General features: G+C 71.2%; 15 protein-coding genes. 3 read left to right on the top strand and 12 right to left on the bottom strand.

The features are described 5' to 3' along the window. Complete coding sequence (hemQ, locus tag APR04_RS16750) at window positions 1–750, top strand: hydrogen peroxide-dependent heme synthase (protein WP_253872123.1); 750 nt, start codon at window positions 1–3, stop codon at window positions 748–750. Here hemQ and APR04_RS16755 read toward each other — a convergent pair. The 4 genes from APR04_RS16755 to APR04_RS16770 all read right to left on the bottom strand — a co-directional run bounded on the left by APR04_RS16755 (window position 747) and on the right by APR04_RS16770 (window position 4717). Further along, window positions 747–1613: a putative protein N(5)-glutamine methyltransferase gene (locus APR04_RS16755; protein WP_253872124.1), complete on the bottom strand. Its 867-nt coding sequence runs from the start codon at window positions 1611–1613 to the stop codon at window positions 747–749. The two genes, hemQ and APR04_RS16755, sit on opposite strands and share 4 nt — an antisense overlap. A gap of 124 nt (window positions 1614–1737) precedes the next feature. After that, a complete protein-coding gene (locus APR04_RS16760; protein ID WP_253872125.1) occupies window positions 1738–3045 on the bottom strand; it encodes a Glu/Leu/Phe/Val family dehydrogenase in 1308 nt (435 codons plus the stop codon). Window positions 3046–3211: 166 nt separating this feature from the next. Further along, on the bottom strand, window positions 3212–3811 hold the full coding sequence (locus APR04_RS16765) for a biotin transporter BioY (RefSeq protein WP_253872127.1): 600 nt from the start codon (window positions 3809–3811) through the stop codon (window positions 3212–3214). A gap of 141 nt (window positions 3812–3952) precedes the next feature. Next, window positions 3953–4717: an AraC family transcriptional regulator gene (locus APR04_RS16770; protein ID WP_253872129.1), complete on the bottom strand. Its 765-nt coding sequence runs from the start codon at window positions 4715–4717 to the stop codon at window positions 3953–3955. 131 nt (window positions 4718–4848) lie between these two features. Here APR04_RS16770 and APR04_RS16775 point away from each other — a divergent pair, with 131 nt between their 5' ends. Beyond that, the gene (locus tag APR04_RS16775; RefSeq protein ID WP_253872131.1) at window positions 4849–8388 is read left to right on the top strand and encodes a bifunctional proline dehydrogenase/L-glutamate gamma-semialdehyde dehydrogenase; all 3540 of its coding nucleotides are present in this window, start codon (window positions 4849–4851) and stop codon (window positions 8386–8388) included. 80 nt (window positions 8389–8468) lie between these two features. On the opposite strand, the gene APR04_RS16780 is transcribed toward APR04_RS16775, so the two are convergent. From APR04_RS16780 to APR04_RS16810, 7 genes are all read right to left on the bottom strand, one after another. Further along, entirely contained in the window at window positions 8469–9494 is a 1026-nt protein-coding gene (locus tag APR04_RS16780) for a LacI family DNA-binding transcriptional regulator (RefSeq protein WP_253872133.1), read from the bottom strand. Further along, complete coding sequence (locus APR04_RS16785) at window positions 9491–11074, bottom strand: GH1 family beta-glucosidase (protein ID WP_253872135.1); 1584 nt, start codon at window positions 11072–11074, stop codon at window positions 9491–9493. Before APR04_RS16785 ends, APR04_RS16780 begins: the two co-directional genes overlap by 4 nt. An 8-nt stretch (window positions 11075–11082) precedes the next feature. After that, window positions 11083–11997 (bottom strand): carbohydrate ABC transporter permease, encoded by a 915-nt coding sequence (locus APR04_RS16790; RefSeq protein WP_253872137.1) that lies wholly within the window; start codon window positions 11995–11997, stop codon window positions 11083–11085. Next, window positions 11994–13010, bottom strand: coding sequence for a carbohydrate ABC transporter permease (locus APR04_RS16795; RefSeq protein WP_253872139.1), 1017 nt, complete (start codon window positions 13008–13010; stop codon window positions 11994–11996). The genes APR04_RS16790 and APR04_RS16795 overlap by 4 nt, the downstream gene beginning before the upstream one ends. 223 nt (window positions 13011–13233) lie before the next feature. After that, a complete protein-coding gene (locus APR04_RS16800) occupies window positions 13234–14559 on the bottom strand; it encodes an ABC transporter substrate-binding protein (protein ID WP_253872141.1) in 1326 nt (441 codons plus the stop codon). A gap of 192 nt (window positions 14560–14751) precedes the next feature. Beyond that, a complete protein-coding gene (locus APR04_RS16805) occupies window positions 14752–16095 on the bottom strand; it encodes an ABC transporter substrate-binding protein (RefSeq protein ID WP_253872143.1) in 1344 nt (447 codons plus the stop codon). Window positions 16096–16371: 276 nt separating this feature from the next. Further along, window positions 16372–16896: a DUF2505 domain-containing protein gene (locus APR04_RS16810; RefSeq protein ID WP_253872145.1), complete on the bottom strand. Its 525-nt coding sequence runs from the start codon at window positions 16894–16896 to the stop codon at window positions 16372–16374. Between the two features lie 153 nt (window positions 16897–17049). Here APR04_RS16810 and APR04_RS16815 point away from each other — a divergent pair, with 153 nt between their 5' ends. Next, window positions 17050–18531, top strand: coding sequence for a sensor histidine kinase (locus APR04_RS16815; protein ID WP_253872222.1), 1482 nt, complete (start codon window positions 17050–17052; stop codon window positions 18529–18531). Between the two features lie 139 nt (window positions 18532–18670). Here the strand turns inward: APR04_RS16815 and APR04_RS16820 are convergent, their stop codons facing one another. Then, complete coding sequence (locus tag APR04_RS16820; RefSeq protein WP_026365970.1) at window positions 18671–18919, bottom strand: WhiB family transcriptional regulator; 249 nt, start codon at window positions 18917–18919, stop codon at window positions 18671–18673. Between the last annotated feature and the right edge of the window lie 66 nt (window positions 18920–18985).

Below are 18985 nucleotides of genomic sequence, written 5' to 3' on the forward strand. Positions count from 1 at the left end.
ATGAACGACACGCACGTCCACGGAGACACCGGCCACGAGATCGACTCCTCGGCGATCAACGACGGCATCCGGTACACGATGTTCTCGGTCTTCTCCGTGACCGAGACGCTCCCGGCGGACGAGGCCGAGCGCAAGGCCGTCGTGGCCGACGCAGAGGCCGCGATCGGCGGGGGCACCGACCCGGCAGCGACCACCGGGGACCTCGTGACCCGCGGCTGGTACGACATCGGCGGTCTGCGTTCGGACGCCGACCTCATGCTCTGGACCCACGGGCCGTCGATCGAGGCGGTGCAGGGCGCTTACCAGGCACTGCGCGCGTCCGAGCTGGGCCGATCGCTGGAACCGGTGTGGTCCGTCGCCGCGCTGCACCGCCCCGCCGAGTTCAACCGTGGGCACGTCCCCGCGTTCCTCGCCGGCGAGGCGCCGCGCGACTACATCTGCGTCTACCCGTTCGTGCGCTCCTACGACTGGTACCTGCTGCCCGACGAGGAACGCCGCACCATGCTGCGTGACCACGGCATGGCGGCCGCCGGCTACAAGGACGTCCGGGCCAACACCGTCTCCGCGTTCGCGCTCGGCGACTACGAGTGGATCCTCGCGTTCGAGGCCGACGGGCTGCACCGCATCGTCGACCTCATGCGTGACCTGCGGGCGACCGAGGCCCGCCGGCACGTGCGCGAGGAGGTCCCGTTCTTCACGGGCCCGCGCACAACCCTGGAGGCCTGGGCCTCCCGCCAGCCCCTCAGCTAGGTCGTGGGGCGGGTGGCGGCCAGGGCCGTCGCGCCCAGGTCGTCGTCGGTGAGGACCGTCGGGGTGAGCCCGGCAGCCGTCATGTGCTCGACGGCGGCGCTCACCTGGGTCTCGCCCGTCTCGACGAGCAGGTGCCCGCCCGGGCGCAGGAGCGTCGGGGCCAGGCTGATCACGCGGCGCAGGATCACCAGGCCGTCGTCGCCGCCGTCGAGCGCCGCGTGGGGCTCGTGCTCGCGGGCCTCGGGCGGCATCATGCCGATCGCCTCGGTCGGGACGTACGGCGCGTTCGCGACGAGGACGTCGACGCGGCCCCACACCTCGGCCGGGAGCGGGTCGGCGAGGTCGCCGGTGTAGGTGTGCGCGGTGAGCCGGCCGGCGCCGGGCGGGACATCGTCGTCGGACAATGCCTTGAGGTTGTCGTGCGCACAGGCAACGGCCACCGGGTCGACGTCGGCGGCGTGGATCTCGACGTCGTGGCCCGCCGCGAGGAGCCGGGCCGCCACAGCGCCGCCGAGCGCGCCGCAGCCGCAGCACAGGTCGACCAGGAGCACCGGGCCGGCGGTGGTCGTCTCGGCGAGCGCGCCCGTCGCTCCGACAGCGCCGGCCGCCGCCCGCTCCGCCGCCTCCCGGACCAGCAGCTCGGACCGTTGGCGCGGCACGAACACCCCTGGCGCGACGAGCCAGCGCCGGCCGTCCAGCTCGGCCCAGCCCACGAGGTGCTCCAGCGGGAGCCCACCGACCCGTGCGGTGACGAGCTCCTCGAGGCGCGCGGCGTCGCCGTCGGCTGCCTCGGTCAGGATCCGCGCCTCGTCCTCGGCGAAGACGCAGCCGGCAGATCGAAGCCGCGCCACGAGTTCGTCCATGGCGCGAGCGTAGTGCGCTGCCGGAGTCCGAGCACCTCCCTCCGATCTCACGCGGGGGACAGCGGCGCGGACACGCCAGACCCCCAGGTCACCGGAGTGGCCTGGGGGTCTGACGACGGCAAGATCAGGGGTACAGGCCCCGGATCTGGTGCGCCTCCGCGACTCGCTTGACCCCGATGACCAGGGCGGCGTCCCGCAGGGACAGGCCTTCGCGCCGGGCCAGCGCCGAGACCTCCGCGTACGCGGTGACCATGCGGTGCTCCAGCTTGTCCGCGATCTCGGCCTCGGTCCACCAGTACGTCTGGTTCGCCTGGACCCACTCGAAGTAGGAGACGACCACACCACCGGCGTTCGCCAGGACGTCCGGGACCACCGTAACGTCGTTCTTCGCGAGCAGGGCGTCGCCCGCCGCCGTCGTGGGACCGTTGGCGCCTTCGACCACCCAGCGAGCCTTGACGCTGCCCGCGGTGGTCTCGTCGAGCACACCTTCGATGGCGGCCGGGACCAGCACGTCGACGTCGAGCCCGAGGAGGTCAGTGTTGGAGACCTGGTCCGCGTCGGGGAAGTCCACCACCGAGCCGGTGCGCTGCACGTGCTCCATGAGCAGGGGCACGTCAAGGCCGCCGTCGGCCCGGATGCCGCCGTACTGGTCGCTCACGGCGACGACGCGTGCGCCGCGCGCCGCGAAGATCGCCGCCGCGTGCGAACCCACCTTGCCGAAGCCCTGGATGGCGACGGACACGTCGCTCAGGCCGATACCCGCCTCGGCGAGCGCGGCCGACGTCACGTGCACGATGCCCGCGGACGTCGCGGTTCCGCGGCCCAGCGAGCCGCCCACCGCGAGGGGCTTGCCGGTCACGACCGCGGGGATCGTGTACCCGCGGTTGACCGAGTAGGTGTCCATGACCCAGGCCATGGTCTGGGCGTCCGTGCCCATGTCCGGGGCCATGATGTCGGTGTCCGGGCCGATCATCGGCATGATCTCGGACGTGTACCGCCGGGTCACACGCTCCAGCTCGCTCTGCGAGTAGCCGCGGGGGTCGATCGCGACGCCGCCCTTGGCGCCGCCGTACGGCAGGTTGACCACCGCACACTTCCAGGTCATCCACATGGCCAGCGCCCGCACCTCGTCGACGTCGACCGAGGGGTGGTAGCGCAGGCCGCCCTTGCCCGGGCCGAGGCTGACGTTGTGCTGCACACGGAAACCGTGGAACAGGACGGTCTCACCCGAGTCGCGGCGGAGCGGCACCGCGACGTGGATCTCACGTCGGGGGGTCGCGAGCATGCGATGCAGGCCTTCGTCGTAGCCGAGGATCTCCGCCGCTGTGGCGAGCTGCGCGTGCGCGGTCGCGAGGGCGGAGCCCTCGGAGGGAGATCCAGCCGGTGCGAAGCTGGGTGGTGATACGGGTGTGGACGTCGTTGTCGTCGTCACGTAAGTCCTCCGGGGAGAACGGCGCCGACCGCCACAAGGCGGGACGCGGGTGTCGCGGCGCGGGGTTTGCGCCTCGACACAACCGTATCGCTTCGACTGGCCGTGGTGCGCGACGGCGAAGGGACTGTCCGGTGATCTTCCTGTGAGTGCCGTGTCACGGGGGAAATCAGCGCTCCGTCAGCTTCCAGGCGCCCGGGAGCAGGACACCGGCCAGGGCGGCCTTGATCGCGTCGCCCACGAGGAAGACGCCTGCGCCGGCGACGAGGGCGGCGCCCGGCGCCATCCCCGTCGTGACCGCCAGCCACGGCACGCCGATCGCGTAGATCGTCGCGGTGCCGGCGGCGAACGCGAGGACGGTGCCGAGCACGCCGCGGTCGAGGCCGCGCTTCGCCAGGGCACCCACGACGATGCTCGCCACGATGTAGCCCACGATGTAGCCGCCCGAGGCGCCGAAGACCACCTCGACACCCGAGGCGCCACCCGTGAAGACGGGCAGCCCCACCATGCCGAGCGCCAGGTACAGGACCTGTGCGAACGCGCCGCGCACGGGGCCGATCGCGGCGGCACCGAGGAGCACGGCGAAGGTCTGGCCGGTGATCGGGACGGGCAGGCCAGGGATCGGGATGCGGAGCTGCGCCGCCAGGGCGGTCAGCGCGGCGACACCCACCACGAGCGCGATGTCGCGTGCGAGAGTGCCCGGCAGCAGGTCGGCCAGCACACGGCGCGGGTTGGAGCGGGGGACCAGGGGGAACGCGATGGTCGTCATGACGTCGAGGCTATGCGGCCGGGGCGTGTCGCGTCGTGGTCCTGGGCCACCTGTGATCCACCACGTTCGTTGTGCGGATCGCGCAAGGAACGATTCGTGCCCGCAGGGCCGCCCGGCCGCCCGGCTCAGCGGTCCTCGGCCTCAGGCGCGCCTGGACCGGCTGCGGAACGACGACGGTGTCTCGCCGGTCAGCCGGGCGAAGGTCCGGGAGAAGGACGGCTGGTCGTAGAAGCCCGCGGCCGCGGCGACCTCCGCCAGCGGCACCGTGCCGGAGGTCAGCAGGTGCGCGGCCCGGTCGACCCGCAGCCGCAGCACGAGCTGGCGCGGCGAGAGCCCGAAGACCCGGCGCACCCTGCGGTCGAGGGACGCGGAGGTGCAGTCGGCAAGGACGGCGAGGTCGGCGACGGACGGCACCTCGCCACGCTCCAGCAGGTCCTCGATGTCACCCCGCAGCCGGGCCATCGCCTGGATCGTCGCGTCGTCGGCGTCGCCGGAACGCAGGTCCTGCGACACGGACACCAGCCCGACGTAGGTGCCGGACTCGTCGTGCAGCGGCAGCTTGGAGGTGAGGAACCAGCCGGGCGCGCCGCCGACGTGCCGGATCAGCTCGAGCTCGCCCCGCAACGGCTTGTCGGTGGTGCGGACCCGGATGTCCTGGCTCTCGTAGCGCTCGGCGAGCTCGGGGACGAACAGGTCGGCGGCGCGCCTGCCGATCACGTCGCGCCGCGACCTTTCTCGCGTGCGCCCCACGAAGACCTGGTTGACCAGCACGTACCGCCCGTCGGCGTCCTTGGCGCAGAACATGACGCCGGACAGCTCGTCCATGAGGGAGACCATGGCGGGATTCAGTGCGGCCAGCAGGGCCTTCGTCTCAGGCCGAGCGGCGCCGTTCGACGGGTTGCTCATCGCGATCTGATGTTACGCGGGCACCGGACAACGCTCGCGACGGCACCCGCGCCACCGCTTGGCGAAAACCGGTGCGGATAGCGAGTGATCCCGCCAATACATCCGACCGGCTCCGGGTGCACCCTGGGAGGATGAAGACCTCTGCTCGGCGCGAGAGCGCCGCATCCGCCGCAGTCCCGACCGGGGGCGCAGGCGCACGGGACAGCGCCACGCCGCAGGCTCCGACCGAGCCGCCCGCGAAGCCCGCCGCCGACACCCTGGTCGAGGACGCCGTAGCCCTCGCCAGGACGTGGATCGGCGCAGCCGCCGCCGGCTCCACCACCGGCTCGACCCAGCCCGCAGGCAGGACCAGGACCGACAAGGCCGTCGCCCGCGCGTCCGCTGCTCTCGGCGCGCTCGTCTCCGACCCGGCCGGCCTGGAGCTCGCCGTCGGGTTCGTCGACGACGTCGCCCGCCCGCAGGACACCCAGGTCGCCGCGAAGGCCCTCGCCCGGCTGGGCAAGCAGGCGGGCAGCGCCACGTTCCTCAGCCCGGCCGACCGCGCCCTGTTCCGGGCCGGCGCCCTGGCCGCCCCGGTGTTCCCCGGCATCGTGGTCCCCGCGGCCCGTGTGCGCCTGCGCCAGCTCGTCGGGCACCTCGTGGCCGACGCCGGTGCGGGGCTCACCGCCCACCTCGCCCGCACCCGGGCCGAGGGGTATGCCCTCAACGTGAACCTGCTCGGCGAGGCCGTCCTCGGCGAGGAGGAGGCGGCAGCCCGCCTGGCCCGCACCATCGCGCTGGTGGAGCGGCCCGACGTCGACTACGTGTCGGTCAAGGTCTCCAGCGTCGCCGCACAGCTGGTGACGTGGGACCTCGAGGGTTCACGCGACCGCGTCGTCGAGCAGCTGCTGCCGCTGTACCGCGCTGCTCGCGACCATGGCGTCTTCCTCAACCTCGACATGGAGGAGTACCGCGACCTCGCCCTGACGACCGCGGTGTTCACCGAGATCCTCGGCCGCGACGAGTTCCGCGACCTGGAGGCGGGGATCGTGCTGCAGGCCTACCTGCCGGACGGCCTCGGGGCGCTGGACGGCCTCACCGAGTTCGCCACCCGACGCGTCGCCGACGGCGGTGCGCGCATCAAGGTCCGCGTCGTGAAGGGCGCGAACCTGGCGATGGAGCACGTCGAGGCCACCCTGCACGACTGGGCCAAGGCGCCGTACCCGACCAAGCCCGACGTCGACGCCAACTACGTGCGCATGCTCGACCACGCGCTGCGCCCCGAGCGGGCGCGGGCCGTCCGCATCGGCGCGGCGTCGCACAACCTGTTCCACGTCGCGCTCGCGATCCTGCTCGGCCGCGCGCGGGGCGTCTCCGAGGCGCTCGACGTCGAGATGCTGCAGGGCATGGCGCCGACCGAGGCTGCGGCGGTCCGCGACGAGGTCGCCAAGGACGACGGCCGGGTGGTGCTGTACACGCCCGTGGTGCGCGACGAGGACTTCGACGTCGCGATCTCCTACCTGGTGCGCCGCCTGGAGGAGAACGCGACGGAGCAGAACTTCCTGCACGCGGCGTTCGCCCCGGTCCCGACCGGCTCCGAGCCGCCGATGGACCGGCAGGAGGCCGCGTTCCGCGTGTCGGTCACCCTCGGCGTGCACTACTCGCCGGACGACGTCACCCCGCGCCGCCGTCCGCGCCCCGCACCGCAGCCGGTCACGGGACCGTTCCGCAACGCCGCCGACACCGACCCCTCGGTCGACGCGCACCGTGCGTGGGCGCAGGAGGTGACCGGCACGTGCTCCGGATACGTCCCGGCGCTCGCGGAGCCGCTCGCGTCGCCCGCCCAGGTCGACGACGTCGTGGCGCTCGCCCGGCGTGCCGGTGCGGCGTGGTCCAAGGTCTCCGCGCCGGACCGGGGCCGCGTGCTCCGGGCCGCGGCGAAGCACCTCGAGGCCGCGCGTACCGACCTCGTCGCCGCGATGGTGCACGAGGCCGGCAAGACGGTCGCGGAGGCGGACCCCGAGGTCAGCGAGGCCGTGGACTTCGCCGCCTACTACGCCCGGGCGGCCGAGGCGCTCGACCCGACGTCCGAGGCCTGGCCGGGTGCGCGCTTCACGCCCGATGGCGTCACCCTGGTCACCCCGCCGTGGAACTTCCCCGTGGCGATCCCGATCGGCGGCGTCCTCGCGGGCCTCGCCGCCGGCTCCGCGGTGATCGCGAAGCCGGCACCGCCCACGCCGCGCTGCCTGGAGATCGCCGTCGAGGCGGTGCACGCGGCGCTCGACGAGGTGGCCCCGGAGATCGGGCTCGACTCGGCGCTCGCTCGCGACGTCGCCCAGTTCGTCCGCGTGCCCGACGGCGACCTCGGCCGCCGGCTCGTGACGCACGACGGAGTGGCCCGCGTGATCCTTACGGGCGCCATCGAGACCGCCGAGATGTTCGCCTCCTGGCGGCCGGAGCTGCCGGTGCTCGCCGAGACGTCGGGCAAGAACGCGCTGATCGTCACCCCGTCGGCGGACCTCGACCTGGCCGTCGCGGACGTCGTGCGCTCCGCCTTCGGGCATGCGGGACAGAAGTGTTCGGCGGCGTCGCTCGTGATCCTCGTCGGTTCAGTGGGCGACCCCCGCACCGCGACGGGCGAGCGGTTCCGGCGGCAGCTGACCGACGCCGTCGCGTCGCTCGCCGTCGGGCCCGCCACCGATCTGGCGACCGTGATGGGACCGCTCACCGAGCCGGCGCAGGGCAAGCTCCTGCGCGCCCTGACCACGCTGGAGCACGGCGAGACCTGGCTCGTACGGCCGCGCCGCCGGGACTCGGTCGCGCGTGACGCAGGCCTGGGCCGCGGCAGGCTCTGGACTCCCGGTGTGCGCGACGGTGTGCGCCCGGGCTCGTTCTTCCACCTCACCGAGTGCTTCGGCCCGGTGCTGGGCATCATGACCGCCCGCGACCTGGACGAGGCGCTCGCCCTGCAGAACGCCGTGTCGTTCGGCCTCACGGGTGGCATCCACTCCCTGGACGACGCCGAGGTGGACCGCTGGCTCGACCGCGTGGAGGTCGGCAACGCGTACGTGAACCGGCACATCACCGGCGCGATCGTGCAGCGCCAGTCGTTCGGCGGCTGGAAGGCCTCGTCGGTGGGCCCGGGCGCCAAGGCGGGCGGGCCGAACTACATCGCGCAGCTCGGGCGGTGGGAGGACGCGCCCGACGTGCCGTCGCACACCGCGGACCCGGCCGGCTGGCTCGCCTGGGCCCGGGCCGACGACGACCGTGCCTGGGTCACCGAGTTCGCGCCGGAGCACGACCCGTCGGCGCTCGGCGTCGAGACGAACGTCTTCCGCTACCGGCCGGTCCCCGGCATCACGGTGCGGGTCGGCGCCGGCGCGGCGGACGTCGAGGTGCAGCGCGTGCTCGCCGCGGCGGCCCGCGCGGACGTGCCGGCCACCGTCGTCGGGCAGCGGGAGATGACGGACGAGGCGTTCGCAGAGGCCGTCGCAGACGGCAAGGTGACCGGCCGGATCCGCGTGGTGGGCGAGGCCCCCGGCCTGCGCGACGCCGCGGCCAGCCGCCTCGGGTCGGCCACGGTGCTGGACGCCCCGGTCCTGGCGAGCGGCCGCCGGGAGCTCCTGACGATGCTCCGCGAGCAGGCGGTGAGCCGCACGATGCACCGCTACGGCCACCAGCGCACCGCATAGGACGTCTGGTCGTGGGCGCGACCGTTGTGCCCGGAACGGGCAGGAAGTCGCAACGATCGCGCCCACGACCAAGCTCGAGGTCAGGCCGAGTCGCCCTCTATCAGGCGAGGGGCGAAGATCCGGCGCTCGTCGCGGACCGGGCGGCCCGCTACCAGGTCGACCAGCATGCTGGTGGCCGCGCCGACCATCTGCACCACCGGGTTGTGCACGGTGGTCAGCCGGGGCGAGGTCGTCTCCGCGATCCCGAGGTCGTCGAACCCGACCACGGAGACGTCGCCGGGCACGGACCGGCCGCGATCGGCGAGCACACGCAGCGTGGCCTCCGCCATCAGGTCGGAGGCGGCGAAGATGCCGTCCAGGTCGGGATGCTGGTCCAGCAGCCGGCGGGCCGCGACGACGGCCCCGGCAGAGGTGAAGTCCCCCTCGACGACGGCGTCGTCGGGCAGGCCCGCGTCGCGGAGAGCATCCCGCCACCCGATCATGCGGTCCACCCCGGCGGGCATGTCGAGCGGCCCGGTGATGGTCCCGATGCGCCGTCGGCCGCGGTCGATCATCCGCTGGGTGGCGATGCGCCCGCCGGTGACGTTGTCGACGTCCACGTAGCGCAGGCCACGGGAGAACTGCGGGTCGGGCTCGAAGAGCCGCCCCACGAAGACTGCGGGCAGCATGGTCGGGCCGAGCTCCGTCTCGAGCTGGTCGCCCTGGTGGTGCGACGCCACGATGACGCCGTCCACGTGACCGCTGCGCAGGTAGCGGCCCACCCGCCCGCGCTGCTCGCCCGGCCGGGCGAGCAGCAGCACGAGCTGCAGGTCCGTCCCGGCCAGCCCCTCGCTCACCCCCGCGAGGGTGCCGCTGAGGAACGGGTCGGTGAGGATGCGCTGGTCCGGCTCGGGCACCACGAGGGCTATCGAGTCGGTCCGCCGGGTCACGAGGGACCTGGCGGCGCGGTTCGGTGCGTACCCGAGGCGGGCGACGGCGTCGTCCACCGCCGCCTGCGCCTCGGGCGATACTCGCAGGCCACCGTTGATGGCGCGCGACGCAGTCGACCGGGATACCCCGGCCGACTGGGCCACGTCGTCCAGGGTGGGTGGGCCTGAGGTCGTCACGCCTTGGAAACCGCCTTGTCTCCGCCGTTGTCATCGCTCGTGTGCGGCATGGGCGTCGCCGATCGCTCCGGAACGGCGTTGGCCCGCGCGACCTGACCGTACCAGCGGCCGGACGCCTTCACAGTGCGCTCCTGCGTCTCGAAGTCGACACGCACGAGCCCGAAGCGCTTGCCGTAGCCCCACGCCCACTCGTAGTTGTCGAGCAGCGACCAACCGAAGTAGCCGCGTACGTCCGCGCCCTCGTCGATGGCGTCCTTGACGGCGCGCAGGTGCACGTCGATGAACTCGAGGCGGTCCTGGTCGTCCACGGACCCGTCCGGCCCGGCGACGTCCTCGTAGGCGCTGCCGTTCTCCGTCACGTACAGCGCGATGCCGCGCGGTCCCGTGTAGTCCTGCTGCAGCCGCAGGAGGAGCCGGGTCAGGCCCTCTGGCTGGACCTCCCAGTTCTGGTCGGTGACGGGCAGGCCACGCGGGTGCGTGTACGCGCCGTCGCCGCCGGGGAACGGGGACGACGACGGGCGGGTCACCGGGGCGCCACCCTCCAGGGGTCGCTCGGCGGGCTTCGCCGAGACGGCGTTGCCGTGGTAATAGTTCACGCCGAGCGAGTCGATGGGCGTCGAGATGATCTCGAGGTCGCCCTCCTTGATGTGCCGCTCGAGGCCGTACTCGCGCACGTCCTCCAGCACGTCCTCTGGGTAGGCGCCGCGCAGGATCGGGTCCGCGAAGATACGGGTGAACCCGCCGTCGAGCCGGCGCGCGGCGTCGACGTCGGCGGGGTCGTCCGGGTTCAGCGGGTCCTCGACCTCGAAGTTGAGCGTGATGCCGAGGTTCGCTTCCGGAGCCCGCTCACGCAGCGCCTCCACGGCCAGACCGTGGCCGAGCGAGAGGTGGTGCGCCGCCGCGAGGCCGTCCTCGCGGGACTGCCGGCCCGGTGCGTGCTGGCCGCCCGTGTAACCGAGGAACGCAGCGCACCACGGCTCGTTGAGCGTGGTCCACACGTCGACGCGGTCGCCGATCGCCTCGTGCATCGTGACGGCGTAGTCGCGGAACCGGTACGCGGTGTCGCGGTTCACCCAGCCGTTGGACTCGGCCTCGATCGCCTGCGGGAGGTCCCAGTGGTACAGCGTGAGCCACGGCAGGATGTTCGCGCCGAGCAGCTCGTCCACGAGCCGGTCGTAGTACGCGAGACCCGCCGGGTTGACCTCACGGCCGCCGGGGACCACGCGGGCCCACGACGTCGAGAACCGGTAGGCCTTGATGCCGAGGTCCTTCATGAGCGCGACGTCGGCGGGGTAGCGGTGGTACTGGTCGCAGGCGACCTCACCGTCCTCCTGGCCGAGCACGGCGCCAGGGACCTTCGCGAACACGTCCCAGACGGAGTCCTCGCGACCGTCCTCGTGAGCGGCGCCCTCGACCTGGTAGGCGGCGGTGGCCGCGCCCCACAGGAACCCGTCGGGGAACGGGACGGTGCCGGCCGTGTTCGAGGTCGGCGTCGTCCTTGGCGCGGTCGGTGTGTACGGCAGGGCGATGCCGGGCGCGGGCGCCCGTAGCGTCCCTGTGGTCTTGACGTTCAACGTCATCTCCTGAGTCATCCCTTCACGGCTCCCTGCATGATGCCTGCCACGAGCTGCTTGCCGACGAAGGCGAAGATCACCAGGAGCGGGAGCGTCACGAGGAACACACCGCCCATGACCAACGAGTAGTCCACGAAGTAGTTCGACTGCAGTGACTTGACGACCAATGGGAGCGTTGGATTCTCGGAGCTGAGCACGATGGAGGGCCAGAAGTAGTTGGTCCATTGCTGGACGAACGTGAACAGGCCGAGCATCGCGGCTGCCGGTCGCGCGGCGGGCAGCGCGATGGACCAGAACGTGCGGATCATGGAGGCGCCGTCGACGCGGGCGGCCTCGATGAGCTCGTAGGGCAGCGCTTCGGCGAGGTACTGCGTCATCCAGAAGACGCCGAACGCTGCGACCAGCGCAGGCACGATCACGGCCTGGAGCTTGCCGATCCACCCGAGGTCCGACATGAGGATGTACATCGGGATGACGCCGAGCTGGGTCGGGACGGCCATGGTCGCGATGACGAAGACGAGCAGGGGTCCGCGGCCGCGGAAGCGCAGCTTCGCGAAGGAGTATCCGGCCAGGGTGGAGAACAGCACGACGGATGCGGACACGACGATCGCGATGATCAGAGAGTTGCCCAGCGCGAGCCAGAAGTTGATCTGGGTGGACTCGATGACGGTCGCGAACTGGGTGAACAGGCTGGTGTCCGGCAGCCACTGGGGTACCGGGTTGCGGGAGATCTCCACGGGGTCGGACGAGCCGAGCAGCAGCGTGAAGTACAGGGGGAAGACCGAGATCAGCAGCACGATCCCGAGCAGGATGTACACGACCGGCCCGGCGCGGTGGGTGGCGCTCCCGGACCTCCGTGTCCGGCGGCGGACGGCTGCCTTGGCGGCGTGCGGGCCGGCGGTCTGGGCGGTGACGGCGACGGAGCTCATGAGTTCCCCCCGGTGTTGCTCTTGCGCTTGGACTTCTTGGTGGGACCAGCCGACGAGATCCGCTGGGTGACCAGGAAGTTCACCAGGCCGATCACGACGATCAGGAGGAACAGCAGCCACGCGACGGCGGAGGCGCGGCCGAGGCTGTGCTGGTTGCCCCAGGCGGTGTCGTAGAGGAAGACGACGGTGGTCATCCAGTTACGGTCGGGGCCACCGAGGCCGGTCGCGTCGAACAGTCGTACCTCGTCGAAGATCTGCAGGCCGCCGATGGTGGAGGTGATGACGACGAAGATGATGGTGGCGCGGATCTGCGGCACGGTGATGGAGAAGAACTGGCGCACCCGTCCCGCGCCGTCGATCACGGCGGCCTCGTAGAGGTCGCGGGGGACGGCCTGCATCGCGGCGAGGAAGATCAGGGCGTTGTAGCCCATCCAGCGGTAGTTGACCATCGTGGCGATCGCGACGTGGCTGGCGATCCGGTCGCCGTGCCACGCGATCGAGTCCAGCCCGATCGTGTTGAGCACCGAGTTGATCAGGCCGTACTGGTCGGCGAACAGGCGGCCGAAGATCAGGGACACGGCTACAGGCGCGACGACGTAGGGGATCAGGACGCCCATGCGCCAGAACGTCGCCGAGCGCAGGTTCTGGTCGAGCAGGGCCGCGATCGTGATCGCGATGATGACCTGGGGTATCGAAGAGAACACGAAGATCGAGAGCGTGTTGACCAGGGACTTCCAGAACGTCGGATGCGCCAGCACGTCCGCGAAGTTTTGCAGGCCGATGAAATCGCCCTGCCCGCCGAGCAGGCTCCACTCGTGCACCGACACGAACGCGGTGTACCCGAGGGGGAACAAGCCGGTGATCGCGAACAGGATGAAGAACGGCGAGATGTACAGGTACGGGGAGAGCTTCACGTCCCAGCGGCCCAGCCGCTGGGAGAAGCCGAGTCTGCGCGATTCGCGCTGGGGCGCACCGGAGCCCGGTGCCGATCGTTGAGGTGTCAGGACAGCCATTTCATCTTCCGCCGCGTCATCGTCGGTGCAGGTCATTTCGAGAGCGCGCGACCCTGGTCGCGCACGATCCGGTGGTCGAGCTCGTCGAGAGCAGGTCTCGACGAGCTCGACCACCGGATCACGTCAGCCGCTGGTCAGGCTCAGCTCGTATCGGCTGAGCCTGCGGTTCCGCTTCGGGCGAGTACCTCGTTCCTCGGTCCTCACCCTGCGCTGCGCCTCCGGCTCAGCCGAGGGCCGCGGCCTTCTCGACGGCCTCGGTCCAGGACTCCTCGGCGTCCGTCGACTTCGTGATGTCGACGCGGTTGAGCGCGTTGGTGACCTCGTCACGGATGGCGAAGTAGTTGGCGCCCTTGTACGGGGCGCCGTCGATGTTCTGCGCGCGGGTGGAGAAGATCTCGCCCACCGGTGCGTCGTTGAAGAACGGGTTGGTGAAGCTCTGAACGGCCTCGGAGTCCTGCGCCTCGAGCTGCGACGGGAACGTGCCCGCCGACTCGAACGCCTTGGTCTGCTGTGCGGGGTCGGTCAGCCACGCGGCGAGCTCCTTGGCGGCCTCGGCGTTCTCGCCCGAGGCGGGGACGGTCAGGAAGGAACCGCCCCAGTTACCGCCGCCACCGGGGAAGACGTCGGCGATGTCCCAACCTTCGATGCCACCGGAGTTCTGCTCGATCGGGCCGGTCATCCAGGCCGGGCAGAGCATCGTGGCGAAGGCGTCGTTCTGGAAGCCGGCGACCCAGTCGTCACCCCACTGCTCCAGGCCGGCGGACAGCTCGTCGTCGACCGAGGCGGTGATCTCGTCGTAGATGCCCTTGACCTCGGTGTTCTCCCCGAGGTCTTTGGGCTCACCTGACTCCGGGTCCTCGAACGCCGCGGGCAGCTGGTTGACCATGCCCTGGAAGGTGCCGGCCGCGCTGTCGTACCAGGCGACGTCGGACTCCTTCACGAACTCGCGGCCCGCTGCGAAGTAGTCCTCCCACGTGGCGCTGTCGCCGCCGAGGAGCTCCGCGACCTCCTTGCGGTCGGTCGGCAGGCCGGCCTTCTCGAACAGGTCGGCGCGGTAGCAGATGGCCTCGGGGCCGATGTCCGTGCCGTAGCCGATGACCTTGCCCTCGGGCGTCGTGGCCTGCTGAACCTTCCAGTCCACCCAGCGACCGTCGAGCTCAGGGTCGGCCATGTCGGTGAACAGGTCGGGGTACTGCATGAGCTCCGGCAGCCAGTCGACCTCGATGGCCTCGATGTCGGCCAGCCCCTCGCCACCGGCGGCGAGCTTGGTCGTCATGTTGCTGCGGGCGTCGTCGGTCGTGGCGGCCTTCACGTGCTCGACCGTGACGTTCGGGTGCTCCTCCGTGTACTCGGCGAGCATCTCCTCCGTGTAGCCGAAGTCGTTGAACGTCGCGACCTTCAGCGTGATGGGGCCGTCCTCTTCGGATCCGCCTTCGGATCCTTCGGCAGCACCACAGGCGGTGAGGGCGAGGGCTACGGCGGCGACACCGGCGGTCGCCTGGAGGGTGCGGGCGGCGGTGCGCCGCGTGGGTCGGGTACTGCTCAGCACTGGGGACTCCCTTGTCGTGCGGTCTGGGCTTGCGGTCGAGCTGTGGTGTGGTCGCCCGACGTGCGAGCACGTCGGCGTACCTGCGCTGGAAGCGCTCCCATCACCAGGGTGTGGTAGCGCTTCCACGGACACTGATCGTTGCGTCAGCCACTGTCCCGTGTCAAGGGGAGCCCCGGGCGAAGACTGCGTATCTCATTCCTTCACCCGGAAGTCCTCAACCGTCTGCACCGCCTGGTTCCAGGCGATCTCCGGGCCGCTGCTGTCCGTGTCGACCGCGGTGAGGGCGTTGCCGACCTCGTCGCGGATGGCGAAGTAGTACGGCCCCTTGTACGGCGCGCCGTCGATGGACTGCGACCGCTCGGTGAAGATCTTGCCCACCGGTGCGTTGTTGAAGAACGGGTTGGTGTAGCCCTGGACGGCTTTGGAGTCCTGCGCCTCGAGCTGCGACGGGAACGCACCCGCCTCGGTGAAGGCCCACGTCTGCTGCTCGGGAGCGGTGAGCCACGCGGCGAGCTCCTTCGCCTCCTCGGTGTAGGCGCCCGCTGACGGCACGGTCAGGAACGAGCCGCCCCAGTTGCCACCGCCGCCGGGAAAGACGTTGGCGACGTCCCAGCCCTGCACGCCCGCGGAATAGGACTCGATCGGGCCCATCATCCAGCCCGGGCACAGCATCGTGGCGAACGCGTCCTGCTGGAACCCGGCGACCCACTCGGGGGTCCACTGGACCAGCCCTGCCGATAGCTCGTCGCCGATCGCCGCCGTGATCTGGTTGTAGACCGAGCGGACCTCGTTGTTGGTCGAGAGGTCGGTCGGCTTCTGTGTCGCCGGGTCCTCGAACGCGGCCGGAAGCTGGTTGATCATGCCCTGGAACATGCCGGTGGCGCCGTCGAACCACGCGGTGTCGGACTGCTCGTTGAACTGGCGCCCCACCTCGAAGTAGCGCTCCCACGTGGCGTCCTTGCCGCCGAGCAGGGCGGCGACGTCATCGCGACCGCTCGGCAGCCCGGCGGCCTCGAACAGGTCAGCGCGGTAGCAGATCGCCTCGGGACCGATGTCGGTCCCGTAGCCGAGCAGCTTGCCCTCCGGGGTCGTGGCCTGCGTCACCTTCCAGTCCACCCAGCGCTTGGTGACCTCTGGGTCCGTCAGGTCCTCGAAGAGGTCGGGGTGCTGCATCAGCTCCGGCATCCAGTCGACCTCGGCCGCCACGACGTCCGCGAGCTCCGCACCGTCACCCGTGGTGAACGCCTTGAGCATCTGCAGGCGAGCCTCGTCGGAGGTTGGGGCCACGATCTGCTCGACCGTGACGTTCGGGTGCTCCTTCGTGTACGCCGCGAGCAGCTCCTCGGTGTATCCGAAGTCGTTGAACGTCGATACCGTGAGCGTGATCGGTGCGTCGTCGCCCTCCGCGCCCGCCGGGCTCTGCCCCAGGAGCGAGCCGCAGGCGGTGAGGGGCAGGACGAAGGCCGCGAGCGCGGCAAGTGCCGCGCGTCTGGGGGCGACGGTCCGGCTTCGGACCGGTCCGTGTTTGCTGGGCACTGGGACTCCTCGTGATCGGGGCGCGTGTGTCGGGGCTGAAAGCGATATCAGAGCACAAAGCGGCCCACATCCGACACGAATGTTCGTTCAGGTTCTAGCACCCGTCAGGCGAAATGGGCAGAGGCTGAACGAACCGCAGGTTGCAATTGGGAAACTATGTCCGAAATGGCGGGGATGTGCCAGGTCGGGGGAAGGGTTTCATCTGGAGTGGTCCGGCCACGGTGCTCGACGCGGCCGGCAGCGGGCGGCCCTGAGGGACGTCCGGAGCGGGTCGGCTCAGGCCGTACCCGTGCGCTTGCCCGCGAGCCAGTCCCGGCCTGCCTCCGCCTCGGTCTCCAGGGTCGTGCGTACCGCGCTCACCGCCGCTTCCTCGATCACCGCGCCGAACAGCGGCACGGTCGCTCGTACGTCGCCCGCATAGGTGAGCCGTGTCCCGCCGTCGGGCAGAGCAGTCATGGCGGCCGTGGCGGTGACCCGCACCGGTGCCCCCATGATCTCGACGGCCACCGTGCCGGTGCGCCGGCCCTCTGTCGCCGCCTCCCAGGCCTCGGCCTGGCGGATCTCGAGGTGCGCGCCCACGAAGGGACGTGCCTGCACCGGGATGATGTCGGTGGGAAGAGTCCGCCGGACCACCACGGTAAAACCGTCGGCAGCGCTACCGGTGACGTCGGCCTGCTCGACCGTGCCGTTCACGGATCCGGTGGAACGCTGGGCGCGCCACCGCACGAACGACTCGTCGGCGAGCATCGCGGAGACGTCGTCGATGTTCGCGGGGAACGTCAGGTCCACTGTCAGGTGCACGGGCTTTCCTCCTCGCGCCGACGGAGCGTGCTGGTGGTGGAACTCTAACCGACGCGTTGCGCGCGTCCGATACGTACGTGCGGCGCCCCGGGTGCGCGCCGCGCACGCACCGGGCCATGGACGGTTCCGGCATAGGCTGGGCGCGTGTCTGCGATGAGTGACCTGATCCTTGAGCACGCCGACCTCGAGCCGGCCGATGTGGAGTGGCTGCATCTGCTGGTCGGTGACTGGCAGGTGGTCTCGGACCTGGCGTTCGCGGACCTGGTGCTGTGGCTGCCCACCGACGACGGCCGGTTCGTCGCGGTCGCGCAGTGCCGTCCCTCGACGGGTGCGACGGTGCACTACGACGACATCGTCGGTTCGTTCGCACCCGAGGGGCAGCGCCCACAGCTCGCGAAGGCGATGGCGGAGGCCAAGGCGCAGCGTGCCCGGGAGCCGCGCTGGTTCGGCGCGTACGCGGTGCGGGAGGAGGCGATCCCCGTGGTGCACAAGGACACGGCCGTCGCCGTGATCGCGCGGCAGACCAACCTTGGTTCGGGGCGCACGCCGTCGCGGCTGGAGCTGAACTACGTCGAGGCCGCCGACGACCTCGTGGCGATGATCCCGCGCGGTGAGTTCCCCCTGCCGAACGCGGCCACGGGCTCGCGGCGTGGCGCCCCGCGCGTCGGAGACGGCCTCATCCGCCTCAACTCCGAGGGTGAGGTGCTGTACGCGAGCCCGAACGCCCTGTCGTGCTTTCACCGGCTCGGTGTGATCGGCCCGCTCGTCGGGCAGTCGCTCGTCGAGGTGACCGCGGAGATGGTCGAGCAGCTCAAGCCCGTCGACGAGTCGCTCCCGCTCGTGGTGATGGGCCGGGCGCCCTGGCGCACGGACATCGAGGCGCACGGCGTGTCGCTGTCTCTGCGGGCGATGCCGCTGACCGACCGCGGGCAGCGCATCGGCGCCGTCCTGCTGTGCCGCGACGTGTCGGAGCTGCGCAGGCGCGAGCGTGAGCTCATCACCAAGGACGCGACCATCCGGGAGATCCATCACCGGGTGAAGAACAACCTGCAGACGGTGTCGGCGCTGCTGCGGCTGCAGGCCCGGCGGATGGACGTGCCGGCCGCGAAGGAGGCGCTCGAGGAGGCCATGCGGCGCGTCTCGACCATCGCCCTGGTGCACGAGAGCCTGTCGCAGACCCTGGACGAGCAGGTGGAGCTCGACGACATGGTGGGCCGGGCGCTGCGCCTCACGGCCGACGTCGCCTCGGCGGGCACCTCGGTCCGGACGGTGCGTACCGGTTCGTTCGGCATGGTGCCCGCGCAGGACGCGACACCGCTCGCCCTCGTGCTCACCGAGCTGGTCACCAACGCGGTGGAGCACGGGTTCGTGGGGCGTGCGGTGGGCACCATCGAGATCGGCGTGGAGCGGCAGCAGTCGGACCTGCGGGTGGTGGTGGCCGACGACGGCGTGGGCCTGCCCGAGAACGGCGGTGTCGGCGGGCGGGGCCCTGGCAGCGGACTGGGCACGCAGATCGTGCGCACGCTCGTCACCAACGAGCTCGGGGGGACCATCGAATGGTCGACCCGCGAAGGTGGCGGCACCCAGGTGGAACTACAGCTGGTGCTCCGCGTAGCGGACCCGGCGCGGTCCTGAGCCGACTGCCCAGAACGCCCCTGTCGGCGACATTCGGGCACGTCGATCGGGGCGCCCGGCGCACGGGCGAAAAGAATGACGCGAGCCGCGCCCGGGCGGAGTGCTCGGGCGCAGCTCGCGGAGAAGGGTGGTGCGGAGGTCAGCCTGCGCGACGAGCGCGCGCGGTGCGACGCTTGAGCGCACGGCGCTCGTCCTCGCTCATACCGCCCCAGACGCCGGCGTCCTGGCCGGACTCGATAGCCCACTTGAGGCAGGTATCGACGACGTCGCAGCGACGGCACACTGCCTTGGCTTCCTCGATCTGCAGCAGGGCGGGGCCCGTGTTGCCGATAGGGAAGAACAGTTCGGGATCCTCTTCGAGGCATGCTGCGCGGTGGCGCCAGTCCATGGTCACGTACTCCTTGGAAGGAACTACCCGCCGTCCGGCTCGCCAGGTGGGAGCATCATCGTCGTG

The sequence above is a fragment of the Promicromonospora umidemergens genome (assembly GCF_024171995.1).
GTDB lineage: Bacteria > Actinomycetota > Actinomycetes > Actinomycetales > Cellulomonadaceae > Promicromonospora > Promicromonospora umidemergens.